Below are 25,691 nucleotides of genomic sequence, written 5' to 3'. Positions count from 1 at the left end.
TAGATGAACATATTGATAGGAATAATAGGTATAGTAGTCTTTATTGGTCTTGCTTGGCTTATGTCCAACAACAAGAAACAAATTAATTTTAAAGCAGTAGGTATTATGATTCTTTTACAGGTCATTATTACATGGCTTCTTTTAAATACAAAAGGTGGTCTTAAACTAATTGAGGTCATATCCAATGGTTTCTCAAAAGTCATTAGTTATGGAACGGAAGGAATTAACTTTGTCGTTGGAGGATGGATACCCGAAGGACAATCACCCTTTTTCGTAAATGTCTTATTGATTATTGTCTTTACTTCTACCCTTCTCTCTATCCTAACTCATTTACGAATTCTGCCTCTGGTCATTAAATATATTGGTGGTCTTTTATCAAAAGTAACAGGATTACCAACAGTCGAGAGCTTTAATGCAGTCAATAGTATTTTCTTCGGGCAAAGTGAGTCGATTTTAGCGATTAAATCACAGTTAGATACACTCGATAAAAACCGCCTTTTTATTGTATCTACATCTGCAATGGCTTCTGTATCTGCTTCTATCGTTGGAGCTTATATGACCATGCTTCCAGCTAAATATGTATTAGTTGCAATGATTTTAAATATGTTTAGTGCATTGATTATGGCTTCTATTGTAGCACCAATTGGGAAAGACATTAAAGAAAAGGAAATTGACATTAAAGATATTGTTCAATCCAAAAACATCTTTGATGCCATTGGAATTGGAGCACTTGATGGTGGAAAAGTAGTGTTAATCGTATCTGCTATGTTGATTGCCTATATTGGTCTTTTAGCTCTTATTAATGGAGTTTTAAACGGTCTATTAGGTTTTGATTTAAACACTATTATGGGTTATGTATTTGCCCCAATTGCCTTTTTAATGGGTGTTCCTGCAAGTGAAATGGTTACTGCTGGTTCAATTATGGGTACAAAATTGGTAGCCAATGAATTTGTGGCAATCATGCAATTTCAACCATTAATCGAAACCCTTTCTGATAGAACTGTTGGAATTATTTCTACGTTCTTAATTAGTTTTGCGGCCTTTGGTTCGATTGGGATTATATCAGGTTCAATTCAAGCAATAAATGGAGAAAAGGCAAAAGAAGTATCCAGCTTTGGACTAAAAATGTTATTAGTTGCAACGATGTCTTCTGCTCTTTCTGCAACAATTGTAGGATTATTTATGTAAGAAGATAAAAAAAGACCTGTGATAAATTCACAGGTTCTTTTTTATTGGTTTAAATATCTTTTAACACATCGCCAGATTTAACGTAAACAGTTTTACCTTTGTAATACACTTTGTAGTATCCTTTTTCATAGGATTTTCCAACAGTGTAGATAGAACCTTTAGACATATATCCAGCGTGGTTGAAATTACCAGACTTTGATTTAAGGTAATAAGCATGTGTGTTCTTTACTTTCCCTTTTTCACCAAACACACCTACACCCATTGCATCTGCTTGAACTGTATTAGCGATAACAGGAGCAACTACTGCAGTACCCATAGATAAAGCCATAGTCATAATCATTGCGTTTTTACTCATTTTTTTCAAATTACTCACCTCTTTCATTTGTATCTCATGAATTATATGTAAAATTTAACAAAGTATATCGCTTTATGCGTTTGTATTGTCGTACTGATACCGCTTTCATGAAATAAAATATACATAAAAAAAGAGAGTAGAATCACTCTACTCTGCTTTCTTTAATAAATGGTCGTAAACAATTTTTGACCAGGATTCAAAGCTATCATAATGCTCTGGAAGTTCCCTCTCATGAATCCAGATACCAGTTAATGCTCCTTCTTCTTCTGCTTTAATTTCATCAGTGTCTAATACTATTTCATAGATAACTCCTAAATGGTCACTATCTACTCCTTCATTGGATTTAATCAATCCTTTGACATGAATGTTCTGTACGATTTCTGCAGTAATCCCTGCCTCTTCTTGCAATTCACGTTTTAGTCCATTCAGAATACTTTTATTTAAACTTAAGGCAATCACATCTTCTTCTGCTACATGACCACCTAATAATCCTTTCTTTCCAATCAGGCGAATTTCTCCGCTTCCGCTTTCTCTTAAAATAAAGAAATATCTTTTTTTATGACGAACAATACAGTAAGGGATAGGATGTCTTTGTTCAGGGTTATATTCCAATATGCTTCGTCTACCAATCTTAAATGGTATCTTCGGAAGACTTTCAATTGTAGAAAATCCTTCTGGAATATCGACCATAGAGGTTTCATCAAAATAAATAATGTTTTCTTTCGTACTTGGCTTCTTTTCTTCCAACCAGTCGGCTTTAATATGATTTAAGGCTTCCCATTCTTCTGAATTGGGGTCAAAAGTATCTCGATAATCAATTATCTCCTCTAAAGACTTTCCTTGCACCTCTATTTTTAATTGTTCCAATTTAGACATTCAATTACCCCTCTTTCTCGTTTATTTTGCATTTCCTGTTATCAAACAAATACTTCTTCTTTCATTCGGAAATAGCGTTTTCTGTTTTCTATTTTACTCTCACACCAATCTTGATTCCACTCTGCTTTCAGAGTTGCCATGACACTTGTTTTTGGTTTTTTATAATGAGTTTCACAATGTTCTAATATATCGTCTACTGTTACCCATTTATTCCGTTTCGACTTCATATATTCCTTAATGTTTTGCATTGTAATGGAGTAATCGGTTATCTTCTCTCCTGATTTTACCCCACCAATCTGTCCTTCACTATACTCTTTAATATTTTTTCGTAAACGCTTGTAGGATTTTCTCTTATTCGCTAAACGGTTAAATCTTGCAGGGATAGTAACTTTGAAAGAACGCATTCCTACTTCGATTAAGCCAATTTTATGATAAGTAAGGATTTCCTTCACGCATTTCGGAATAGATTGTTTCCGTTTAGGAATGGCAATATACACATAATGACCTTGTTTTAATCGTTCAATCGCTTGGTCAATTAATTTAAAACTTAATGTTGTTTTTAACTCAACAATAATATTGCACTCACCATTGACTCCTAATACATCACACTTACCTACTTCCCCATATACGTTAGAATAACCACTCTCTAACAAAAACTTTTTAACAGGCAGGAATAAATCTGATTCTTTCAAAGCTGTTCTCCTTCTTTCTTAACTGATTTCTACTTTCTCTATTTCATGTTTGAGAATGTCGTGCAAAATATTATTGGCTAAATCCTTTTCGCAATCACAAGAATATAAGATTTTTTTACAAATCGGACATTCAAATTCTTTGTCTTCGCTTTTTGTCACTTCTTGTTTCAGTCTTGCTAACAGAATCCATTGTTGTACTCTGTCCACACTCGGCTTTCCGTTAAAATACATCGTTAATCCGTTTAGTAATGGTCTTTCAAATGCCATTGAAATTCCTCCTTATCAAAAAGGAAGGGATTTCTCCCTCCCTTTGCTTGTATTATAGGTATAAGGCTGTTTTATTGATGTCGATAAGCATTTGATTAATCTTGTCGTAATCAGGTGTAGCAGGAAGAATTGTGCATTTTTCATATGCTTCTTCTAACTGTCTATCCAAATCATCTACAATTTTCAATGCTTGGTCTAATGTATATTTTCCAAGTCTACAATCTAATAAAAACTCACGATTTGGTCTGTAGGTTGAATAAGTTCCTGTATTCAAAATTTCAATAGCAGATGTTTGAAGACGTACAGTGTGCATAAAAAATTTCGTATCGTATCCAAACTCCTCAATCAAATCTTGTCTTCCAGTACCATTTGATTTTTTAATAATCATCTTTTGTTTTTGAGAATTAGCGTATCCTCTAAACTTTCGATAAATCGCTTTTGACAAGAATAAATGACGATTATCAATTAAGATTTGTCCAAGTTCTGTAACTTTGATGTAATCCTCTGCTCTTACATTCAGGATTTCAATATTGTTAGGTACACCCTGCATGGCATCCTTCACAAACTTATTGATATGAATGATATTGATGTCAATGTCATCTTTTGTGTTTTTAAAGTTTTTACCACCAGCCGTATTGTACTCGTTAAAGGCTTCCATACCCAAGTAATACTCAATTGGTGGGATGCAAACGCCTTTATAGTCCTTATCAGAAGTTGGTGTATTTGTCCCATACGCATAACTTCCTGTTGGAGCAAGAAGGATAGTACGTTCTTCCAACCAAGGTGTTGCAGAAGATTTATCCTCTTTCAGTTGATTCAATTGCTCTTCTAATTTTGAGCCTTCATATGTTTCTTTCATATTCTCACCTTTTCTCTCTTTATTTTTATTCTTCAATACGGAAATAGTCGCTACCACTATGGAAGTCAACTTTTATTCCGTTTTCGCCTTTTAGTTTGGCAGAATGAATACCTTCTCGAATGTGATTTCGCATAAACTTTCCTTCATATTCTTTTCCTTTATAAAAGCAAACGACACCGTTCAATTGCCAATCTTTCAAGCAAAGAAATTTCTTTTTCACGCTTATGCTCCTTCATAGTCAGGATATATTTTGTGTTTTTATATACCTATTATATCTCAAAATAATGATATTGTAAATTATTTTTTACTATTTTTAAAACGCATCTTTAAAAAATTGACTTTCTTTTGTGTGAATTGTTACACTATACACTATACTCAATAGAGATTATCGTAAAGTATTTTTTACATAGAAAGAAAAGAGGGAAATACAAATGGTTTTAAATGAGAATCAAATTAAGAAAAAGCGAACTGAAGGTACTGCTATGATGATATTGGATTTAATTAAGGGATTAGAATTGACCTCTATGATGTCCGATATTTTTATGTACACCGAAGACCCTGTTGCGAAAGAATTAATTAAACGCTATGAATTGCAGTTAGTAGGAGCTTTTGAAGACCCCGAAGAATTTAAAAAGAATTTACATATGTTTTATCAGGACACCGCTTCTTATATTAAGAAAAATAAGCTCTATAAAGAGTTTTATTCCTTTTGTTATTTTGTCTTCTCTACCCTTTCAATGAAGCGATTAGAAAGAGAAAAGGATTTTTCCTATGGTGATGCCTTAAATTGCTATTACAACATTCTCTTTCAGCAAATGAATTACTTTGTTCCTCACCCTAAGATTGCATATGGGTTGGATACAAGCGGTAGATTGTTGTTGAGACAAGAAACTTTTCCTAATTTAGATGTAATTATTATGAACGCCTATCTTAATAACAAAAAGAATTTCACAAAAGAAAATCTATATAAGAAATATCAAAAGATTGGATATAACATTCGTTCAGAGTTTGACTTTCAACGCTATCATTCCAATGACCAATTAATTACAAATATGACACTGGTCATGGCGTACTTTATTAACGAACACACTATTCAAATTAATCCGAAAGAGCAATATATGGTTGCTGAAGGAATTGAGTTACCAAAAAGGAAAGTGAACACAGATAAATACAAAACTTTATTACAGGAAAAGAGATACTTTATCCCGAAAAAGGGATTACTTGCACGATATGATAATTTCAAAGACATTAAGGAAATTTATTTTCAGGAAGTGTTTACTGAAAACCGTATTGTTCTACTCTACAAAGTAACAGCCACAAATGGAAAAGAATTTTGTGGGTTTTATGATAATAAATTGGAGTTATTTTACTCTCCCTGGGACTCTACTGATTTTGGTGGTATCTATCATCGGGCAATGGAAAATGTCATTTTAGAAAGTTATTGCTATCTAACCACTGATATAGATGAAAAGATAAAAGGAATGGAGATAGAAAGAAGACTCTATTTAAAGCAAGAAGTTCCTGTACTTTCTACAAAGCCCCTTCCTTCTGTTGAGTTTTTATATGAGGAAAAAGATGAATCTGAACAGAGTAAAAATAAGGAGAAGCAACTCCGACTATTTGATAAGAGAAATTATAAAGAAGGAAAAGTAACAATTCATCCGTTCGTCAGAAGGCTTCCAGCAGGAGCTAAAGCCAGTGATGAAGCAATAGCGTTGGCGAAGTCTTATCACTACGTATTACGTGAAGGAGAGACCTTTGTACGCCCATTTGAAAGGACTTCTTATCGAAAAGAATAAAAGCCCTTCTCCCTTTCATGAAAGGTTAGTAAATAAACTATAATGTTGGTATAGATACACAAATTAGGTGATTGTACTTTCAATCAACATGACAAAGGGAGAGATTTTACTTATGACAAATCAACTACACTATTTTGAGGCAAAAGAAGAAGTTTTATCAGCAATTCAACAATCTTGGAAAAAACACCAATTAGATGCGTTGCAAGTCATTTCGTTGCTTTCTTCTTTATCTGCAGAAATTGCAGATGTAGAACACAAATCTCAAAAAGTTAGAAAAGAGTACGAAGAAGAGAAAAAAGTAAGTAATGACCATTTAATCGGAAAAAGAGTAAAAGTAAATGTGGGAAATGATACATGGGGAGAAGTTATTGTTCCTGGTTTTCCTTACTTGGTAACGTGTGAAGTAGATGGGAAATATGGATTAAGCCCTATTTCGGATGAAATAACAGACGAAGTATTGGTTGAAAAACATTACCATAAACTTACGGTACACAAAACAGATGTAGAGCTATGGAAAACACCTATGGAACGATTTCTGAATCCAGAAAGAATTTCCATGCCTGATATTGATGTCGATTTTGACAATAAAGTGCATGTAGCTTCTGATAAACAATCAGAATTTGATGCTAATTTTACAGAAGAAAAGGAATAAGCACATAAAAAAGACGCATTGGAATTATCCATGCGTTTTTTATTTTTCTATCTCACCATTTTTAATCGGTAAAGTAGAAAACTGATTCCGAGCGTCAAAGACGAAAAGACTATCGCTATACTGGAAAAGGCTAAAACATAAGCATTATACTTGCTGATAGCCACAATTACTTGTTGACCATCCACTCCAAGATAGCTTGAAACGGTATTAAAGATTACTAACAAGGCAAATACCATGACCAAACCATGAGAAGATTCTTTAATATCTGCAGAGCTTAATGCAATATGAGAAGAAATACTGATAGACAGAATAATAAATAACCAAAAATACGGATTCATTACGTTAGACAGAGAAAATAAGCTCTTGAATAACGTAAATGTAGAAACAAACATAGTTTGAATCATATCTATATTAATCTGTCCTGCCTGAACCTTTGTGTTTAGGTATTCTTGGAAAACTTGATAAGAATTTGGAACAAAGAAATACATACACATGATTAAAGCCAAAATTCCGCTAAATACAGGTGCTAATCCAATAAAGAAAAGACCAATTCGTTGATAAATACTTCTTGGATTATAGGCATGTTCCACATATCCTAACACACCATTAGGGTCATTTAACTGCAGAAATTTCACCTTGGTTATCTTGTGACGGAATAACAAGCACATAAGGGCGTGTCCAGCTTCGTGTATAGGCGTTCCAATCCAAGCGGTTAGCAAGATTCCCTTCCTGCCAAATACTCGTGTTATATAGCGGTTAGAACGCTTCTCTAAGTACCCTAAAAGGAATCCAACAGCAATAAAAACACCCAATAGATAAAAAAGTTGGATACCACTAATTAATAAGACATATAAAAATGATTGTTCCATAAATAGCTCCCTTCTATTAAAATCAAAGTATCTCTTTATCATATTCTATCCCTATATCTTTATCTCCATATAAAAGGCTACGAATGGTTTTATATAATCATTTCATGGTCAGTGAATAGAATATAAAAAAGCCATTTGCAAAGGAGAGATAAGAGTGAATCCTGTTAAAACCGTTACCATTATATCTTCCAGTCCAGTCACTATTCATGATATTTACTCTGTTATAAAAGATGCATTAGGTTCTTACTTTTCAAGCAATTATCATGAGTTTCCATCTAAAAATGAAATCGTTTTCTCTGGTGATGAAGATACCATTCTTTCATTAGAAGAAAAAACACCTACTATCTATCAACTGTCTGTTTCATCACAGACAATAGAAGTCGTAAGAGGCATGATTGGTTATTTAGAAGAAGTAATGGAAGAGACAACTGTTGATTGTAGCTTAAATCCTTATTCATGAAAAATAGAGGCGTAAATAAACGCCTCTATTATTTAGGTATTTACTCTTGTTCAGAAAGAGCGTTTGTTAATTTCTCTCTCAATCCTTCATATTCAGGTGGCAATACTTCAATTAGCTCCTCCGCTTGTAGAGAGGTTAAAAGAGGTACATAAGAATCTTTGACATCCTCTACACTTAGCGTAAATAGCTCCCCTTCGTTTGTACGAATCGTTACGGATTCTCCTGTTTCATTAATAGATTCAATGATTGCTACAGGATTCCCTCTAACAAATAATAGATTATCGTTTACTTGTGGATTCCACCAGTCTAACACTTTCTCGATTTCTTCATCCTCTACTTCCAAATGAAATACATTAACCATTTCCTGCAATACTTGTTCCATTTTTTACTCTCCCTTATCATGCGTATAGCATTTCCTTTTTTTTAAAATACTTTATATTTTAGGTGTTCCTTTTTGTTCTCATAACAGACGAAATGAACCTTTCCGTTTTACTGGATAGGCTCATTTTGAAAGAAAGACGTAATACGATTAATTTTCTCTCTTGCATCTTCGACTTCTTTGTTTTTCTCTTGTTCTTTTTCTAATACTGCCTTTACGTTTTCCTCTATTTTGAATTTTTGAGAAATAAGGGCGTGTTCATATTCATTATCTAATTGAGTTATCTCTTTGCGGATTTCTCCCAATTCAAACTCTTTTGTTTTTAATTCCTCTTTTGTTTGTTCAATAGCTTTTTCGATACTTTCCAACTTATCATTTTCAGTGTAGTATGCCGAAAATGTATTAGAAATTAAGGTTTGCCATTCTCCATATACTCTTTCGTATTTTTGAATATACGATTCAGATAGATACTTTTGTAAGAAAAACACAATGACACCTTGAAACATTTCTTTATACTTTCTCATGTTTTCAGGGTTTCGATATTTGTTTTGTGTAAACAAAACCCATTGTTCAGGTTGAGAAAGGGTTTGAATAAATTCATTAGAATCCAAAATATCTTGATACGCTAAAATGCTTTCTTTAATAAAGGCATGGTCTTTATATATGCCATTCCAAATATCAATAAGCGTTCCCAATGGAAAGTTCATTTGCTGTAAAGAATCTTTGATAACAGATGAACTCTTTAAATACTCATTCACAAAGCACGTAACTTCTTCTGCCTTGGATTCACGTAGATTTAATTTCAGTTTAGGTACATCCCAAGCTGGGATAATTTCTGTTCCACGATAAAAAGTAATTTCTTCTATGCCTTCATTCTTTTTATCCAACCATCTTTTTCGTTGTTCTTTTACCAGTTGATAGTTGACCCCTTTTTCATCTTGAAATGTTCCAAGAATATTCTTTTTCCTTTTAGACAGCATCTTCTTCCCTCCTTTTTTCTAAATTAAACAGATAAATAACCAACAATAATTAAACCTGTTCCTACAACACCAAAAGCGTTATACAAATTACGGTGGAAAGGATTTTGTTGCGTCAAGGCAACTGCAAAGAATGTACCAGCAATAGTCGCCCCCATAAGCATTAGAATTTGAGCTGTTCCCAACCTATCTCCTCCTTCTTTTTTATAAAAGAATCAACTTTCTTTTAAATAGTTTATTTTATAATCAATTTTATCATAATCATTGACTAAAAACAATGAAGTAAGTGAGTACACAAAAAGAACACACCCTTATGGATGTGCTCTTGTTCGGAATAAACTTATTCAATGTTTCTAAGAAGTTGATACGCAATCATCATCATTTTCTTTCCTGTTTCAGTCCGAATATAATTCAGGTCTAAATCTCCTAAACGAACCCTGTCTAAATTGTCACAATCCTTAAAGCGTTTGAATAAATCAATGGCACGTTCTTTATCCTGAATTCCTTTTTGTGTTTTGATTTTTCGTAAGCCTACTTCATCACGAATACAATGGTACTTCATAATGAACTTTAAAATACGGACTTCTTCATTATTTAACCCTCTTGTTGTTAATTTAAGCTCTTCCATTTTATAGACACTTTGTAAACCATGTTCTTCATCTTCCCAATCATGCTCTCTTCCAATATCATGATAAAGAGAAGCGTAAATAAGAATTTGGCGGTCTTCTTCAGATAAGTCGTCTAAATAAGACATAATTAGAGATAGGAACAAAACACGTTTGATATGACGTTTTCCATGTATGCCATCTGGTTTGTGAAACCAAGACCCTTTTAACCTTTGGTGAGCATATTCTTGATACATTTCTACAATTCCTGCCCGATTTAATTCTTCAAAGAGAGAATCACTTAAATTATAAAAACCCATATTTTTCACATCTCTCAAAGTTTCAGGAATCACCAGAATTTCTTCTTCTCCTCTATCTCCGATGTTTCCATCTCCTACATAATCCACAATATCCTCTACAAGCACTCTTGCTTGATAAATGCTACTCTCTGTGGAATTAAAACGAAGAGCAAATCGTTGAGCTACTTCAAAGTCCAATGTCCATGAATAGGCTTCTTCTGGTGAAGCTGAATGGTCTTGCATCCCACGATAAATAGTTACATATCCATCAGGTTCAACAGGGATATGTTTCAGAAAACTTTTATCAGGATTCAAAGAAAACAACTTTCTAATAAGTGTTTGGTCAATATCCTGAAATCCGTATTCATTACGTGTATAGAGCTTACGGAATATTTCATATTGTTTTTCTTCTGGAATTTCTTCTATGTGTTCAAAGAAGGTGTCAAATCCAAACTGAGAATCAACTTCTGAAAAAAGAGCAGAATAATTCCCTTTTTCCCAATATCGTTGAAGTCTTTTCTTTTGAGCTTCTACGTTATCACCGTTTAAATGAAGTTGAAATACAGAAGGATTCAGAGATGTAACAGGTGCAAATACAAACCCATCTATATACCAAAAAGGATAAAGACCTTCTTTTGCCATGTATAAATGATTGATGGAAAGACCATTTTCTTCAAATACTTGTTTCAACTCCTGATATGTATATGGATTAGGGTGAATTTTCTTCACATCATCCAAATTATCTTCTTTAACGGGCATTAAATCTTTTCTTTTTAAAGGTAGCTTTACTTCACGAAATGTTTTAGACATTATATACACTCCTTTTCTTGTTTCTTATTCTATCATGTTTCATCATTTTTGTAAATTTTATTTTACAAACAAAAAGAAGCACCATTTAGATGCTTCTAAATAAACCATTGGAAATTTCCTTTTTCATTGTATCTGAAAAAATATCGCAAGTCTGTAACTCCTTTTTCTCATAAAGAGCTTTATACTCTTTTAGTTTGAGAAGCGTATATAGTTGTTCTTCTTTTCTATTGTTTTTCTCCATTTCAGGGTAAGAATAACGAAACAATTGAACAGCCATGAACCAGGCAATATCATTTTCTGTTTTATTTTCTATCAAAGATTCTAATTCATCAAGAATGTCCCAAAGTTTTTCATCATGAAAGACTTTTTTAGCAAAGTAGGAAACTGCTAATTGCTCTTCTCTTTTTTGGAAAATAGGATAATTCTCTAAACGCTTTAAAATCCTCAAATAAAGCCCCTTTTTATTTGATACAGGAAAGTATTCCATCATTCTTTTAAACCAAACAGGGAACTCATATGGGTCTAAAACAATATCGAAATATCGAAGTGAACTATCTTTATACGCACTTGTCATTTTATGAAGTTTGAATTTTAGATTATCACTAATACCCAATCTTAACGCTATTTCATATAACTCATTTGCCATAAACATATTCAATTCATTCGCATTTTTTTGCAACACCCATTCTTTTATGTTTTTTTTCTTCTCTAACCATTTTTGACGATTATAAGAACTATCTACAAATAGGGCTAAATTCCCCATTGAGATAATATCTTCTTTCATAACATAATGTTTTAAAAGAAATGTATTTAATTCTAAAAATTCTTTTCTTATTTTTGAAATATCTCTATTCATTTGCATACTATCCCCTCCTATTTTTTTATCATTATAGTAGTTTCATTTAATAAAAATTCACTATAAATGAGGGATAAGGGAGAAGTATTTCCTTTAAAAAACAAAAACAGAAACCTTGATTAAGGTCTCTGTTTTTTCTGGTATTACATAGTTGGAATAAAGGTTTTTGCCAACTGTATAATGTGTAACTTATACATATATAGATTGATTTTTTCTTTTATGATATCTACCTCTGTATTTTCTGTTACTTTTACATAATCATTGTCATATATTTTTATATTATCAGTTAGCATACCACCTTCAACTTCTCCGATATAGAAGTAATCTTTTGTTTTGTATAAGGCATAAAAAACCCCTTTAAAAGCTGTATCAAAAACGGTTATTTTATCTTTTGGAATGCTGTTTTTCAAGAAGTAAAGGATAGAAGGACAAGTCATTTCTTCTTCTGTAAAAAAGTGTTGTTCAATGAAATTTTTATTTTTCTCTGAATAATGACAAATCGCATATCCATATTCACTTGGAAAATGGTAGGTTGCGTATAATCGACCATCGAGTAATTCGTCAGCATAAACCACTTGTCCACCTTCTATTTTGAACGCTTCTTCTTCGTTTAAAACCTGACAATGTATTTTTCTATGTCTTTCTCTTTCATTTAAGAATTTCTTGAAATCGTCTCCCCTTAAGAGAGTGAAATCTTTTTTCACCATTGGTTCTAATAATACCCGAACCTCTTCTTCTAATTTATAAAAAGGAATAACACTATAATCCTCACGATAAACGAGTTTGGTTACAATCTCCTTTTGTTCATTCATTACCAATTCTACAAAGTGATTTGGTAATTTATCTGTTGTTCCATAATAACGAGTTAAACTCATAAGTAAATCCCTCCTAATTTTATTGGATTTTTTATCTTACAGAAACGGAGGGAAATTTATGAAAAAAGGAATGGTGAATTACGTTTGACTTGCAACAAAAAAGAACCCCGACAATAGTCGAAGTTCTTTCAAATAGAGATTAAGCTCTCATTTTATACATTTCTTCTGCAACGATTTCATCTTCATCATCGAATGATTTACCTTCAATCATTTCAAACAATTCAAGAAGTTCGTCTTCAGAAAGTGGGCTTGACTTTAAGTTGATAGTATCTTCAATACCCAATTCTTTTGCATATCCATAAATCATAGATGCGATAGCTTCCGCTTCTTCACACATAGCTTCTGGATTAACTGAAAGATTCAGCATTTCCAAGATGGAATCACGAATAGCATCAATTTTAGGATTGTTGAAAATGTTCTTTTGTGCAATTCGTTTTGCTGTATTTTTTACAGACCCCAAAGTACGAATAGCAATTTTGTCGTTTTTCTTGATTGTGTTAATCACTCGACAAACATTTTCAAATGCATCATTCAGCGTATTTCCGATAATTTCATATAAAGTTTGAACCGTTTCTTGATTTAGACCTTCATTGATTTGCTTTTGAATGTCTTCGTCAAACATACTAAGGTTTTCTGTAACAGGAAATGCTTTTGCACCAATTGTCATATAAAAACTATTTGCATATTCTTCTTTAGAAGGAATACGTGACATGATAGTGTTAAACACTTTATCTTTGTCAAGAGCATTTAGTTCATCCAGTGAAATCCAAACAATTTCTTTAAAACGTGCAATGATAGTATCCCAATTGGCAACAATTTTATCTCTTGTTGCAAAGTATTCTTCTTTTTTACCAGGGATTTTCACAAACACTTCTTTACCATCAATAATTTGCTTTTCAACCTTTCCGTTCACCATTTCCATAAAGGCGTTGTAAGAATCAATCGTCATGAATTTATTATCATATCCGATAGAATTACGCTTACGTTGAACACGAACTGTTGATTCAATATTGATTAGCTCAGTCTCATATGCTTCTGGAAGGAAAGTAATTTTCCCCATTTTCATATGCTGTTTAAAAAACTCGTTTGTTTCTGTACCTTTTGTTGTTAAGTCAACACCAAAAAGTTTAGGTGAAACTTTTACATAGTTACGTCTGCGACCAATGTGTTCAGAAACGATTAGCCCTTGCTTACGAATGTAAGAAGAAAGGTCTTCAATTCCTACTACAGCACCTTCTCTTTGCAGACCAGCTACCAATTCCTCTGTTTTTTCTACATCAAATCCTAAGTTGTTTACCTCTTTGAATGAAGTTACTACGTTTGCCATATAAAATCTCTCCTTTGAGTAAGTAAAATGATATTTTTAAAATTCATTTGCAACCTGTTTAAATAAAGTAAAGCGGAAGGGAAGAAAAATTTCTCCCCTATCCTATTAAAAGATAATTACTCTTCGTCATAAGAACCAAGGAACATTGTCTTTTGGAACAATTGAACGAATGATTGTTCAGCACCAGCATTTCGGTCAAGGAATTCAAAGTTTGACATTTGAACGTCTAATGACTCAATCAAATGAAACGCAATTGCCTCTCTTGAACGTGGAATAAACAAAGCACCGTATCCTTGCTTTCCTTTAGAAGAACCAAGAACGTGTTCAAGAACAACTCGTTGCTCTTCTGGGATAGATACTTTCGCCAATTCTTCCAGTACAATTTTCATGGATATATAGCTGTCCTCAAACAACTCTCCTTCAATTGTTTTTTCGACACGTTGACCATTCTTTTTAAATGCTTTTGGTTTTCCAATGTCATGCAACATAGAAGACGCTTTTAATAAATCACGATTCAATTTACTAACAAAGTTATCTGTGTTGTGATTCCAATTATCAAAAACATCGGCAACTGCATCACACAAGCGAATTGTACGAACAACGTGAGCAAGTAAGCCACCATCAAAAGAATAACCACTTTGTTGTGAAGCAGGAGCAGTAAAGAATAACTCTTTTACATCTTCTCTGCTAAATACAGCAGTGACAAGATTACGAAGGTTTTCGTCTTTAAAACTCTTAAATACTTCTCTCAACTCTGCTTTCAATTCTTCAATGTTTACCACTGTCACAATTGGTCTTTCAAGTTTTGTGATTTTTTGAATGTCGATGTTTGTGTATTGACCTGCACCAGTGCAAATCACTTCCACTTCGACATAATCACCATCTTGTAACTCTGCAACTGCAGGGGCAACAGGAAGGTTACTCCAAACACGAGCAAATGCTGTACCAGTGTTATCAGTGATACGAACCAAAGGATATTCTCCATTTGAAGAACCTTTGATTTGTTTTGAGAAATCACCAACAAGAACTGCTTTAGCTCCTTGCTCTAATTGTTGAACTTTCACTTTACCCAAGTCTTTTAATTCTTTCACATTGTTGTTTGCCATAAAAAAATCTCTCCTTTTTAATAAATAAAAACCTGTTTAGTACAAAACTGTATTATGTTCTAATCCCATTATAGTTCCAGCTTAATTCAATGTCAAATATTATTGACAAAAAAATTAATTGAATATATAACGGAATTAATGACCTTACAAAAGTTAAAACAAAGTTCATCCTTGTTTGTAAAGTTTATATATTTTATTTTTTTTGGTGCATATTATTCAATGACTAAAAACAATGTTGAACAAAAGAAAAAAACCCCTTACGAAATGTAAGAGGTTCTTAGCTTAATGTAGCTTTTAAAGCTATCAAGGCTTCTTGAATATCTGTTTCAAATGGAGTACCTTTTGCTAAATCTACGTAATATTCTTCTGTTTCCTGAACGTAACGTCTTCGGAATTTTTCGTTTGCTATCGTAGCACTTAACAGGTTATGCAATCTATCAGCTAATTTCACCATTTTGGCTATGATGTCTTTTTTGATTTCTTCGATGTATTCAATCATCTGATATCCTTTTATTTTGGTTACACGCTTAACTGCAGTTAGAACCTTTTCCCCACCATAAAACAAAATTTCTTCCTCTTTAGCGTCAGTATCTTCCAATAAATCATGAAATAAACCTGTCAAGATATAAGGAGTATCAAATCCCTTTTTTTCTAATATCTCTGCTACTGCTATTGGATGTGTAATATAGGCTTTTCCACCTATTCTTTTTTGTCCTTCATGTTTTTCTTTTGCATACATTAAGGCTTGAATTATCATTATTTTCTCTCCTTATCAAAGGGTAAGAATATCTCCTCACCCTGCTTCTTGTTTTTGTTTGAATACATTATTTTTTACTTGTAAACTTGAAAACCCTTCGTTGTTTAAGGTAATCGTTCGCAAGTATCCACCACTGTCAACTCCACCTTCTAAGTTGAAACTTTGCGTATCAGGTGTGTATGGAAGTAAGCCATGATTGCGGTGTCCATGAATTTGATAGCGGTTTGTCCCTTTTTCATTCGTATTAAAGATTTCATCAATAGGTGTTTTGTAATCTCCTACACCACGAATAATTTGCTCTGCAGAAACAAAATGAAGATTTTTAGGGATAACAGGAAGCCCTCCATGTGTGACCAATACTTCCTTATCTTTATAAGTGTAGTACACCAATTCTTTTAATTTTCGACAGAATCGTTTCGCTTCTTTTTTGTTAATTCCGTACTCTTCTAATTCAGGCTTTGTATCTTGTTCAAAGACAAGGGAATATGCTTTTTCTCCATTCGCCCATTTCCACAGGTGACGCTCATGATTTCCCTCTAAGAAAATGACATTTGGAAGTTCCATAATGGAAAATAGAAATTCCAATACCTCTCCATTTTCAATACCTCTGTCAATGAAATCACCAGTAAAAATATATAGTTCATCCTCTTTGATTCCCTCTTTTAAATAGCTCATAAGGGCAGTGTAGCAACCATGAATATCTCCAATGTGGTGAATTGCTTTGTAGTGAGAATAGTCAACAGGAGACAGATAAAAGGCTTCTTTTGCATCCTGATAATGAACAATTTTCATGCCATCTGGTACTCTGCTTGTGTGAAAGCGAAGATAATGTTTTTCAATGGTAGCTTCAGGAACTTGCTTATGTTCATCACGCATAAGGTTTCGTTCTTTTGCTACTTCCATTGGGATAGATGAAAAATCTACAACAATGATTTCATATCTATATTTGTCAGCTAATGCACGATACGCCATCATATCAGATGGTTTAGAATGGGTTGCATCAATAATAACAAAATCCCCATTATACATTCGTTTATCTAAAGTTTCATACAACATATGCCATGCTTCTCGTCTCCCATACATTTGATTGATTTTAAATTCGCCACTTTCTGTTAAAAGCGGTGACTGTAATGCCATTCGGTACATATCTGAATTTAATGCGTATTCATCTACTTTCAATTCTTTTAACAAGGTGCTTTTTCCTACTCCTGGTGCTCCTCTTAGAAGAAATAACTTTCTCATTCTTCTTCTCTCCTTTCTTATTTTTATCTATTTATATAGGTCTTTTTGTTCTCTGTTTTGTAATTTAATTGTATCATGGAATAAAGGTTATGTAAATTTATTTTTACATAAACAAAAAGAGACTATCGAAATAGTCCCTTCTTGTCAAGAAATCTTATCGACTCTTGTTAGGAGAAATCTTGACGCTCCGAATCGTCTGATTCTTCCCCATCTGAATCTCTACGGATGCAGTCTCTCCATACAACTCCTTAATTGTCCTCAACTCGTTAGCCAACGAAGAGTGATTTGTCGTATCAGTGGTTTCCTTCTTCTTAAACACCTTGTTCAAGAAAGAATCCGAAGCCCTTTCTACCAGCTTGTTCAGGAACGCAGTCAGCATATCCTTTGCAAACGGAAGCAGAAAAACCAGAGCACTCAGAGCCACTGCCTTCGCAGACATTGAAAACAAACCTCCTATGATATGTTTATCGAACAATAACCCTATTTATTTGTCCTTCTTGTATCATACTTTCTCTCTACCTGTTTTATAATCCTTTAAGAAACAACCATTTTCTTCTTTTCTTGTTTTTATCCAAACCTTATTGCCGACATAAAAAATGAAGGAACTAAGCCCTTCACTTAAAACAGCAATATTCGGGATGTTTTTCGATAGATTCTTCAAATACATTCCGACAGTATTCTTCTACCTTATCTTCTTCTCCTTCTTCTATTGAAATCATGTCCTCTAAAATAATGGGATTAGCGGTAATGTTATGGCGTAATTCATGCACAAGTGTTTGCCATATTCCCATTGCTAACTCCTCTTTAACATCAGACAGTTCATCCTTTAATGCCAGTTCTTCTGCTAACGAACGAATCAGCTTTACATTAACTACCACTACATTATCCATATAGAAGTTAATCCCTACTGCTCTATCCATGTCCATGCTTTGGTCAGGATACTCTTCGATTAATTGGTCATATTCTTCCTCATTGTTCAGAAATACCACTTTATCGACAATCATGAGCATATTCAAATCCACACATTCTTTAAATATCCGAAAGAAAGCATCCTTGTTAAATTGTAGCGAGTTAAATTGAAAGACTTCCTCTATATTTAACTCTTCTAAATAACGATAACGAAAGAACTTGTCTTCTTCATTATCATAAACCTCAATGCCTTTGTTGGTTTCTTCTTGAATTTCAAAACCTTCTACCTGTAAGACCAATTCCTTTATTTGTTCCTTTGTCATTAGATTCATGGCAAAATCCCCTTTTTCATCAGTTTCTATATTATAAAAATCAAGGGAATTTCTATGCGTAAGATAAAAATAAAAACACCTGATAAACAGGTGCATCAAGAAGAAGCGATGGCTTCATTTTTTTCATATACATTGAAACTTTGTTCAAAGGCTTTTTCAATTTCATTTAAGCGGATTTGTACATTTTCTCTTTTAGCACTTCCACTTTGACAGGCTTGACTATATAAACTCTCTTTTTCTAATTCTTTGTAAAATTCATCAGCCCATAAACCAAAGTATTCAGGAGAAATTCCTTTGTCTTTGGCACGTTGGACTAAATGATAAATCATAGGTAAATGAATCTTTTTGATATACTTCTTCTTTTTCGGGAACGCTTCATCTAAGAAATCTAATCTCGATTGAACTTCCTCTACTAACTCGGTTTCTAACGGTTCTTTCTTGTATCCTTCTACAAACGAACGAAGCTCTTTACTGCTAAAACCAGTCTGTCTATTTTTTGTCAACATTACTAAATGAAGAGCGGATTCTTGGTCAGTATATCGGTTTCTTGAAATACTTGCTTTATTTAAAAAGAAGGAGTGGTCAGATAGATTTTCAACTGTTTTCATATTTTCCGTTCCAAGAAGCACTCTGGTACTTTCAATGGCTTTTAATGGAACGCCATTGTTTAATCTAAAAAACATTTCTTCAATTTCTTCATCTGTAATATTTTCAAATCGAGTAATCGTAAATGTTGTTTGGCTCAAAACTTTTTGAAATGATTCTGGCAGTTCGGAAAATGTCTTTCCAACAATCTCTTCTCCATCAACAGAAGGTGTCCTGTCCGAAAGGGCAAATTCATCTTTTAAATAGGATAAAACAGTGGTTAATCGTTGTTTTCCGTCAATGAAAGAATAGGTTTCACCATCAAATTTAGCAAACATAGGAGGTACAGGGAATCCTACTAACAAACTGTTAATCAATAGTGACTTTCTGTGTATGTCCCAAATGTTCCCTTTCCTTTGAATAGCAATATCAAAATTAAGTTTACCTTTTTCCTCCATAGACTTAAACTGTTTGATGTTCCAAGGAATTGAACTTTTCTTTAACACATCTACCCACTCTCCCTCTTCCCTCTATTTACCATGATTATAACATGAAACCCATTCTTGTACAGAATCAAGTGCTAATAGACCTCACCTTTTTCATTTTTATTTTATCTAACCACTATAATAAACAAAGGAAACAAAAGAAAGGAGTCTATATCAGTGCATAATAAAATTACATTTAAAGAAAGACATGATTTTTTCAAAAAGAAGGATTACATCTTATTCTTTTTCTTTTTGCTCGTAGTAGGAGAAGGTGTGGATAGTTTTTTAATGACTGTAATTATCAATAGTGTATATGCCCTCATATATTTTTCGCTAATTTGGTTTATTGACAGAAAACCTATTTTGCTAAGTGAAAAAATGGTTTCTCAATGTGGGAAAAGGCTTCCTATGAAAATGATTCAACATATTGTTCATAATGGGAGATACATTTATCTAAAATTTGAAAGAAATCAATATATAAAAATCTATGACCCTCAACAAAAATTAAAAAAATTGATTTTATTGAATCAAGAATCACTCCACTTAACCAACCAAAATATTCAATACTTATTAAAGTGAGCAACACGATTAAGCTCACTTTTTTTATGTTCAGAAAACAAATAAATACTAAATTATACCTCCCCCTCCTAACGCATAAGATAAAACATATTTATATAAAACAGGTTTAATTTTTTAAAAACTTTTAAAGGAAAGACATTTATTTAAAGGGAGAGAATTTACTTATGATGTTAAAAAACAGAACGATTTTACAAGAGGTTCAAGAGAGAGTAGAAGCGAAAAGAAAGATTGAAGAAGAACGTAAGGCAAAACGCAAACGTATCATTTTCGTTCGTAGATTAGTTGCTCTATCTTTCTTAATGATTGGTATGTTCACAATGTTCAGCTTTGCCAGTGATTTGTTTGACGAAGATGTTCGTGAAGAGAAAAAAGTAAGTGCAATTGAAAAAGAAATTGCTAAGTATGAAAAAGTTGAAGTTTTTATTCAAGAGGGTGACAGAGCTTGGATTATTCAAGAAAAGCTGACACCTGGAAAGGATATGAGAGATATGCTTTACTTAGTGGAGCATATTAACGAGCGTGACAGTATGGGGAATGTCAAAGCTGGTGAGGTCATTACCTTTTTAAAATTTAAAGATTCTAAATAAGAACAAAAAAGACCGTTGTAGAAATACAACGGTTTTTTCTTTACATATAATTCATGTTGACCATTCTCTTAGCTTTTATTACCGAATCGAGATAATGAAACGTGCCAGTTTTTAATAAATGAACAGGGTATTTGCCTTTAGAAGACTTACGAGCAACCAACTCATAATCGTTATCCATCATACTGGATACCAAATTATAGTGTTGTTTATCAATACGTCTATATCCTAATTGCAAACCTAATTTAGTATCCTTTTCATTTTGAACATCTTCTTTTGCCTCTACTTCTAATTTATGAACTCCAACTTCAAGGGCAATACGCTTCACTTCTTTTTCCTCTCCATTTTCTTCATATTTAAAATCAAAGGCTCTGGAATGGATTCTTCCTTTAAGGGTGATTTCTGTTCCTTCTTCTGCTTTATTTAACAATTTTGCATAATCATCAAAAGCAACGACAGGAATAAAATCAAAACCAGTTCCATTTCTTTTTACTTTAACTTGCCCCTCCGCAACAAACCTTCCGCTTGTACGCTCTTTCAAGTTAGTTTTACCTATGATTTCTCCAGTTATTTGAACAACATTTTGTTGTTTTGTATCTGGTCTTGCGTTTCTTACGCTAACAGGAGCTACGAATACTTCTTTAATTCTTTTACCCCAAGAATTTTTATTAAATGTACGTAACATCCCTTCTATTACCACTAACTTATCTTTTTGTGATAATATCCTTTCAAAAATTGAATCCTTAAATACAATGACCTTTATGGTGTTGCTAATGCTATTAGCCGAAGTAAAACGAATTTCAGTTTCCAATGCAGTAATGATTTTATCATTTGCACCTTTAAAACTATGATTAACTTCAAAAACGCCTGTGCTCACACCTACTACTTTAACTTTGTTTATCATGATGAAAATCCTCCCTGGTTTATCGTTAAAATGTACTGTATATACCTCAATGGCTTTACAACAGAAACATATTCTCCTTTAATAAAATGATATTAAATATCTCCTTAATTGATATAGAACATATTGTTATTATATTATTTATTTCACCTATCTATAATATAGGGACAAGTCAAGGCGTGAGGAAACGAATCGAGAAACGAAATAAAGATTCAATTCCTCCACATTTACATAGAAGAAGAGGTTAATCCCTCTTCTTTTTTTATTGAATAAAAATCACATAAATATTTCAATTTGTTTGCCAATTCTTTTAAATTATCGTTTACTTTCATTGAATATAGTCAACGGAAATGTTATAATTAGACTATAAACTATGTAGAGAGGAACTGATTTATGAAAGAAAATAATAAAACATATAAAAATAGTAAACTTGAAACATTCTTCAACATCTTCTTCATCATTATTGGTGGAATCATTGCAGGATACGGACTGGAATCCATTTTAATTCCAAACAGTGTATCAGATGGTGGTGTGACAGGGATTTCTATTATGTTATCGGCTGTTACAGGGGTTTCTTTAAGTATTTACATTATCCTTCTCAATCTTCCATTTTTGTTCTTAGGTTATAAACAAATCGGAAAGACGTTTGCTATCCGTTCACTTATTGGGATTATCTCCTTATCTATTTCCACATCTGTCTTGCACCATGTTCCAACGATTATTGAATCGAATCCTTTTTTAGTTGTCGTAAGTGGTGGTGTTCTATTAGGGATTGGCATGGGATTAGCCTTGCGTAATGGTGGGGCTTTAGATGGAACGGATATGTTAGCAGTTTTAATTGCAAAAAATACACCGTTTTCAACTGGTGACATTATCATTGCGATTAACATTGTAATCTTCTCATTTGCTACATTAGTATTTGGAATTGAAGGAGCTATTTCATCTTTGATTTCTTACTACATTGCTACGAAAGTAATTGAAGTTATTGAAGTAGGTTTTGATGATTCTAAATCTGTCAAGATTATCTCTTCAGCACCAGAGGAAATTGGCGAAGCGATTCAATCACGTTTAGGTCGTAGTGTAACTTATACAACTGGTACTGGCGGTTTCTCAAAAGAAAAAGTGGTCATTATTCATTGTGTGATTAACCGTATGGAAGAAAGTAAAATGAAACAAATTATCAAACACTTTGATAACAATGCGTTTGTAACATTCAGTGATGTAGCAGAAGTTAAAGGTGGAAACTTTAAGAAACGTGATATTCACTAAAAAAAGAGAGGTGACTTTTTAGGGTCATCTCTCTTCTTCTTTTATCCAATCCAGCCCTTCATCTTGAGCTTCTTCACGATTCGTTGTTCCTACAATTCTACCAGTATTAAAATTAATCACATTTTCTGGTACATCAGAATCGAAACGATTAGGTGTCACCAACATATCAAATTCAACTGCATATTCTTTATCAAAAAATACAATAGAACTCTCTACATCTTCTTGATTTGCCTTTTCTAAATCAACGCTTTCTTCCATTTTTGATACATTCCAACCTAAATCTACAAATAACTCTTCTAAATTTGAATCAAAGTAAATTCCTTTTTCGCCATCCCATTCAACCATATCATTTTGTGTGGGCGTTACCATGTACGCAAGAATTTCATTCGCATTTAAACCTTGTTCTGACCAGTTAAGTAAACTTTGTAATTTAATCATAAATGATTTCCTCCTTTATTTTAAAACCTTTCCTATTATAAGCGTATTAAGCCCTAAATATAAAAAACCCCACAATAATCATTGTGAGGCTTCTACCTATTGTTTGTATTTATCTTTTACTTTATCAACAATTTCAAATCCAATACCAAGTTCTTTTTCAATTTCTTTTGGATTCTTGTTTTCAGCTATCATTTCATTAAATTTCATCAGAATGTTGTATCCTTTTGCTTCTTTTACATAAGGAATCACTTTCTTCAACTCTTCTTGATTCTCAAAGAAGTAGCTGATAATCCCACGAACTAATCCTGAATTATCAATTTCTACATCTGCCAATAAAGAGGCTTTTTCTTTGATTTCTTCTAATTGGTCTTTGTTTTTGTCTAACAATAAAATGTTTAATTTTCTGAATAACTCTGATTCCGTTAATTGTTTGGTTCGCATCGTTAAACACTCCTTTTTATCTTCGAGCTTTTCTTCTTACAATATCAGTTGGTTCTTCCTGTACCGTTTCTGGTGAAGCAGATACCACTTCCGCTTGTGTTATTTCTGAAAGCACTGGTTGACTTTCTGGTTCTGACGAAACTGTGCTCCATGCTCCATCATATCTCACACCATCAATATCGGACAATCTAAGCTCTCTATCTTTTCTTTCAATAAATTCATTTACCGCTCCTTCTTCAGTATATGGGTGACTACTGTAAATTTCCACTACTGAATTTGAAAACTCACGAATGGTCGCATATCTTTCGTGATAAAAAAGCACATACATCGCAAGAGAGAACCCTGCAATGGCTATCATGGATACAGTTGGATTTATCAAGATTTGAGATACAACCTCTTGGTATGTTTCGATTTCTTTTGGAGAATCTTTTACTAAGTATAGTGTAAGTGCATAATACAATGCTACAACAGCAAAACGCATGAGAGCACCCTGAATAAAGAGCTGAATTAAAAACATACTCGACTTCATTTTTCGATAATCTCTACGATAATATGCAGTAATGTCTCCTCTAAGCATTCTCGGCTTAACGAACAACCAAAATAGAACTGCTAATACTGTAAAGCTAAAATCAAGTGTCGCTAAAGCGAGAGGGTACTCATGCCAAAATAGATAAAACCCTGCAAAAATAAAAAAGTTTAATCGAAGCATTAGTCCCTGCCCTTTAGCTTTATGCTCTAATAATTGATAGTGCATAAGGTATGTCTTTTTCTTTTCAAATCTCCGTTTAAGGTTTCCATGCGTAACGGTTTTCATATTATTCACTCCTGTTTGTATATCTTTCCTGTTTTTTTCGTATTATAGATATTTTTTTCCAGTTTTTTTGTTTGAGTAGAAAGTTTTTGCAACGAAAATTCGTTCATTAGGGAAGGTTGTAATGACTTTATCTTTTTCTACGATATAGATGATTTCATCTTCATCCATATAAGATACACGCCCTGGTCGTTTTTTCTTGTTTAATTCGACCTTTCTTACCTTCTTCATTTTTTCTCTCATTCGGCTACTGATTTCAATTAAAGTTAATCCAGGTGAGCACTTTGATGCATACTGAGTCATTGCATGTCCTGTGATTAAAAATTCAGAAATATCATATTCGACTTCATCTACATATTGGAGAAGTGCTGTATCCATAATCCTTTCCTCACCTTCTGTTCTAAATTATTGTGCTGATTGTGTTTCAACCTGAACCTCTTCAGGTGTTACGTTGTACTTCGCTAATTCTGCTTTCAAGTTATCTAATGCTTGTGCCACTTCTTCTGTATCAAAGTTACGGAGTTTATCACTTAAATCTTGAATAAGTGCTTCTTTATCGATGTTTCTGATTTCGTCAGATGCTTTCGTTAAAGCTACTTGAAGACTATCATTAATCGTTTTTTCAATTAATTGTGTCTCTACTACTCCATTTTCTTCTCTTCGATTGGAAAAGTCATCGTATTTTTCTTGAATTTGTTGGCTAACTTCTGGTTTTAAGAATTTATCTAAGTGCAATTTTTCATTTAAATCTCCTACTCCCCATATAAATCCTAAATGGAAAAGAAGATAAATAACACCTAATACCAAAATGACCTTAATAAATGATTTCAATAAGAATCCAATGATAGCCAATACACCGACTATAGCGACAAATAAAATAATCCAATTTGTTTCCACTTCTGCTTCACCTCCTGAATAAAAGTTTCCTTCTATTATATACAGGTAGGGCTTCCTTCAACATTAAAAGGTTGGCAGATTAGATTCTATTACTCTTATCCTAAAGTATATAGAATAGGAGGTTATCTTGATTATATCACAATGGCTTTTAAGCGTAAAGTATTTTTTACAAAAAAGTTTATTTAGTATATAATACTTCATTTTCCATTT

At 33.0% G+C, this 25,691-nt stretch carries 33 protein-coding genes; 7 read left to right on the top strand and 26 right to left on the bottom strand.

The genetic code is table 11. The annotated features are described in order from the left end of the window. The first annotated feature begins 3 nt into the window (after positions 1-3). Positions 4-1,188: a NupC/NupG family nucleoside CNT transporter gene (locus CVD28_RS24595; RefSeq protein ID WP_101597351.1), complete on the top strand. Its 1,185-nt coding sequence runs from the start codon at positions 4-6 to the stop codon at positions 1,186-1,188. Positions 1,189-1,237: 49 nt separating this feature from the next. Here the strand turns inward: CVD28_RS24595 and CVD28_RS24590 are convergent, their stop codons facing one another. The 6 genes from CVD28_RS24590 to CVD28_RS24565 all read right to left on the bottom strand — a co-directional run bounded on the left by CVD28_RS24590 (position 1,238) and on the right by CVD28_RS24565 (position 4,457). Then, positions 1,238-1,552: a hypothetical protein gene (locus CVD28_RS24590; RefSeq protein ID WP_101597350.1), complete on the bottom strand. Its 315-nt coding sequence runs from the start codon at positions 1,550-1,552 to the stop codon at positions 1,238-1,240. A 138-nt stretch (positions 1,553-1,690) separates the two neighbouring features. Further along, positions 1,691-2,419: an NUDIX domain-containing protein gene (locus tag CVD28_RS24585; RefSeq protein WP_142384824.1), complete on the bottom strand. Its 729-nt coding sequence runs from the start codon at positions 2,417-2,419 to the stop codon at positions 1,691-1,693. A gap of 41 nt (positions 2,420-2,460) precedes the next feature. Beyond that, positions 2,461-3,111, bottom strand: a complete 651-nt coding sequence (locus CVD28_RS24580) for a hypothetical protein (RefSeq protein ID WP_101597349.1) — start codon at positions 3,109-3,111, stop codon at positions 2,461-2,463. 18 nt (positions 3,112-3,129) lie between these two features. Continuing rightward, positions 3,130-3,378 (bottom strand): hypothetical protein, encoded by a 249-nt coding sequence (locus CVD28_RS24575; RefSeq protein ID WP_101597348.1) that lies wholly within the window; start codon positions 3,376-3,378, stop codon positions 3,130-3,132. Between the two features lie 52 nt (positions 3,379-3,430). Further along, a complete protein-coding gene (locus tag CVD28_RS24570) occupies positions 3,431-4,237 on the bottom strand; it encodes a nucleotidyltransferase domain-containing protein (RefSeq protein WP_257985971.1) in 807 nt (268 codons plus the stop codon). A 25-nt stretch (positions 4,238-4,262) separates the two neighbouring features. After that, a complete protein-coding gene (locus CVD28_RS24565) occupies positions 4,263-4,457 on the bottom strand; it encodes a hypothetical protein (protein ID WP_101597347.1) in 195 nt (64 codons plus the stop codon). Positions 4,458-4,668: 211 nt separating this feature from the next. Between CVD28_RS24565 and CVD28_RS24560 the strand changes: the two genes are divergently transcribed. Beyond that, positions 4,669-6,036, top strand: a complete 1,368-nt coding sequence (locus CVD28_RS24560; RefSeq protein WP_101597346.1) for a hypothetical protein — start codon at positions 4,669-4,671, stop codon at positions 6,034-6,036. A gap of 112 nt (positions 6,037-6,148) precedes the next feature. Next, complete coding sequence (locus CVD28_RS24555; protein WP_101597345.1) at positions 6,149-6,688, top strand: hypothetical protein; 540 nt, start codon at positions 6,149-6,151, stop codon at positions 6,686-6,688. 47 nt (positions 6,689-6,735) lie between these two features. Here CVD28_RS24555 and CVD28_RS24550 read toward each other — a convergent pair whose 3' ends face one another. Further along, a complete protein-coding gene (locus CVD28_RS24550; protein WP_101597344.1) occupies positions 6,736-7,557 on the bottom strand; it encodes a hypothetical protein in 822 nt (273 codons plus the stop codon). 154 nt (positions 7,558-7,711) lie between these two features. Here CVD28_RS24550 and CVD28_RS24545 point away from each other — a divergent pair, with 154 nt between their 5' ends. Then, a complete protein-coding gene (locus tag CVD28_RS24545; RefSeq protein WP_101597343.1) occupies positions 7,712-8,017 on the top strand; it encodes a hypothetical protein in 306 nt (101 codons plus the stop codon). Between the two features lie 40 nt (positions 8,018-8,057). Here CVD28_RS24545 and CVD28_RS24540 read toward each other — a convergent pair whose 3' ends face one another. The 13 genes from CVD28_RS24540 to CVD28_RS24485 form a co-directional block, all read right to left on the bottom strand. Beyond that, positions 8,058-8,399, bottom strand: a complete 342-nt coding sequence (locus CVD28_RS24540) for a hypothetical protein (protein ID WP_101597342.1) — start codon at positions 8,397-8,399, stop codon at positions 8,058-8,060. A 107-nt stretch (positions 8,400-8,506) separates the two neighbouring features. After that, a complete protein-coding gene (locus CVD28_RS24535) occupies positions 8,507-9,376 on the bottom strand; it encodes a hypothetical protein (protein WP_101597341.1) in 870 nt (289 codons plus the stop codon). A 23-nt stretch (positions 9,377-9,399) separates the two neighbouring features. Next, positions 9,400-9,558, bottom strand: coding sequence for a hypothetical protein (locus tag CVD28_RS28350; protein WP_180954303.1), 159 nt, complete (start codon positions 9,556-9,558; stop codon positions 9,400-9,402). A gap of 155 nt (positions 9,559-9,713) precedes the next feature. Next, complete coding sequence (locus CVD28_RS24530) at positions 9,714-11,087, bottom strand: HD domain-containing protein (protein ID WP_101597340.1); 1,374 nt, start codon at positions 11,085-11,087, stop codon at positions 9,714-9,716. 85 nt (positions 11,088-11,172) lie between these two features. After that, positions 11,173-11,949: a hypothetical protein gene (locus CVD28_RS24525; RefSeq protein ID WP_101597339.1), complete on the bottom strand. Its 777-nt coding sequence runs from the start codon at positions 11,947-11,949 to the stop codon at positions 11,173-11,175. A 137-nt stretch (positions 11,950-12,086) separates the two neighbouring features. Next, positions 12,087-12,818, bottom strand: a complete 732-nt coding sequence (locus CVD28_RS24520) for a hypothetical protein (protein WP_101597338.1) — start codon at positions 12,816-12,818, stop codon at positions 12,087-12,089. A gap of 139 nt (positions 12,819-12,957) precedes the next feature. Beyond that, positions 12,958-14,145, bottom strand: a complete 1,188-nt coding sequence (locus tag CVD28_RS28345) for a hypothetical protein (protein ID WP_180954302.1) — start codon at positions 14,143-14,145, stop codon at positions 12,958-12,960. A 116-nt stretch (positions 14,146-14,261) separates the two neighbouring features. Next, complete coding sequence (locus CVD28_RS24510; protein WP_101597337.1) at positions 14,262-15,251, bottom strand: HD domain-containing protein; 990 nt, start codon at positions 15,249-15,251, stop codon at positions 14,262-14,264. Positions 15,252-15,528: 277 nt separating this feature from the next. Beyond that, a complete protein-coding gene (locus CVD28_RS24505) occupies positions 15,529-16,008 on the bottom strand; it encodes an HD domain-containing protein (protein WP_101597336.1) in 480 nt (159 codons plus the stop codon). A 36-nt stretch (positions 16,009-16,044) separates the two neighbouring features. Continuing rightward, positions 16,045-17,250: a serine/threonine protein phosphatase gene (locus CVD28_RS24500; RefSeq protein ID WP_101597335.1), complete on the bottom strand. Its 1,206-nt coding sequence runs from the start codon at positions 17,248-17,250 to the stop codon at positions 16,045-16,047. A gap of 154 nt (positions 17,251-17,404) precedes the next feature. Beyond that, positions 17,405-17,689, bottom strand: coding sequence for a hypothetical protein (locus tag CVD28_RS24495; RefSeq protein WP_101597334.1), 285 nt, complete (start codon positions 17,687-17,689; stop codon positions 17,405-17,407). 175 nt (positions 17,690-17,864) lie between these two features. Further along, complete coding sequence (locus CVD28_RS24490) at positions 17,865-18,491, bottom strand: hypothetical protein (RefSeq protein WP_101597333.1); 627 nt, start codon at positions 18,489-18,491, stop codon at positions 17,865-17,867. A gap of 95 nt (positions 18,492-18,586) precedes the next feature. Then, positions 18,587-19,582, bottom strand: coding sequence for a DUF262 domain-containing protein (locus CVD28_RS24485; protein WP_101597332.1), 996 nt, complete (start codon positions 19,580-19,582; stop codon positions 18,587-18,589). A gap of 156 nt (positions 19,583-19,738) precedes the next feature. Here CVD28_RS24485 and CVD28_RS24480 point away from each other — a divergent pair, with 156 nt between their 5' ends. Together CVD28_RS24480 and CVD28_RS24475 are read left to right on the top strand one after the other, a co-directional pair. Then, the gene (locus tag CVD28_RS24480; RefSeq protein ID WP_101597331.1) at positions 19,739-20,140 is read left to right on the top strand and encodes a hypothetical protein; all 402 of its coding nucleotides are present in this window, start codon (positions 19,739-19,741) and stop codon (positions 20,138-20,140) included. Between the two features lie 164 nt (positions 20,141-20,304). Continuing rightward, entirely contained in the window at positions 20,305-20,727 is a 423-nt protein-coding gene (locus CVD28_RS24475) for a hypothetical protein (RefSeq protein WP_101597330.1), read from the top strand. A gap of 40 nt (positions 20,728-20,767) precedes the next feature. Here the strand turns inward: CVD28_RS24475 and CVD28_RS24470 are convergent, their stop codons facing one another. After that, positions 20,768-21,628 carry a single-stranded DNA-binding protein gene (locus tag CVD28_RS24470; protein ID WP_101597329.1) on the bottom strand — a complete coding sequence of 287 codons (861 nt, stop codon included), beginning with the start codon at positions 21,626-21,628 and terminating at the stop codon, positions 20,768-20,770. Positions 21,629-22,018: 390 nt separating this feature from the next. Between CVD28_RS24470 and CVD28_RS24465 the strand changes: the two genes are divergently transcribed. Beyond that, positions 22,019-22,894 carry a YitT family protein gene (locus tag CVD28_RS24465; protein WP_101597328.1) on the top strand — a complete coding sequence of 292 codons (876 nt, stop codon included), beginning with the start codon at positions 22,019-22,021 and terminating at the stop codon, positions 22,892-22,894. Between the two features lie 24 nt (positions 22,895-22,918). Here the strand turns inward: CVD28_RS24465 and CVD28_RS24460 are convergent, their stop codons facing one another. The 5 genes from CVD28_RS24460 to CVD28_RS24440 all read right to left on the bottom strand — a co-directional run bounded on the left by CVD28_RS24460 (position 22,919) and on the right by CVD28_RS24440 (position 25,481). Then, positions 22,919-23,332 carry a hypothetical protein gene (locus tag CVD28_RS24460; RefSeq protein ID WP_101597327.1) on the bottom strand — a complete coding sequence of 138 codons (414 nt, stop codon included), beginning with the start codon at positions 23,330-23,332 and terminating at the stop codon, positions 22,919-22,921. A gap of 96 nt (positions 23,333-23,428) precedes the next feature. Beyond that, positions 23,429-23,773, bottom strand: a complete 345-nt coding sequence (locus CVD28_RS24455) for a hypothetical protein (protein ID WP_101597326.1) — start codon at positions 23,771-23,773, stop codon at positions 23,429-23,431. Between the two features lie 16 nt (positions 23,774-23,789). After that, a complete protein-coding gene (locus CVD28_RS24450) occupies positions 23,790-24,587 on the bottom strand; it encodes a hypothetical protein (protein ID WP_101597325.1) in 798 nt (265 codons plus the stop codon). Between the two features lie 42 nt (positions 24,588-24,629). Beyond that, complete coding sequence (locus CVD28_RS24445; protein ID WP_101597324.1) at positions 24,630-24,962, bottom strand: hypothetical protein; 333 nt, start codon at positions 24,960-24,962, stop codon at positions 24,630-24,632. 27 nt (positions 24,963-24,989) lie between these two features. After that, positions 24,990-25,481 (bottom strand): hypothetical protein, encoded by a 492-nt coding sequence (locus CVD28_RS24440; RefSeq protein ID WP_101597323.1) that lies wholly within the window; start codon positions 25,479-25,481, stop codon positions 24,990-24,992. Between the last annotated feature and the right edge of the window lie 210 nt (positions 25,482-25,691).

Origin of the sequence: Bacillus sp. M6-12, from assembly GCF_002860285.1 — a bacterium.
Classification (GTDB): domain Bacteria; phylum Bacillota; class Bacilli; order Bacillales; family DSM-1321; genus Peribacillus.
This window is presented reverse-complemented; position numbering and strand designations above follow the sequence as displayed.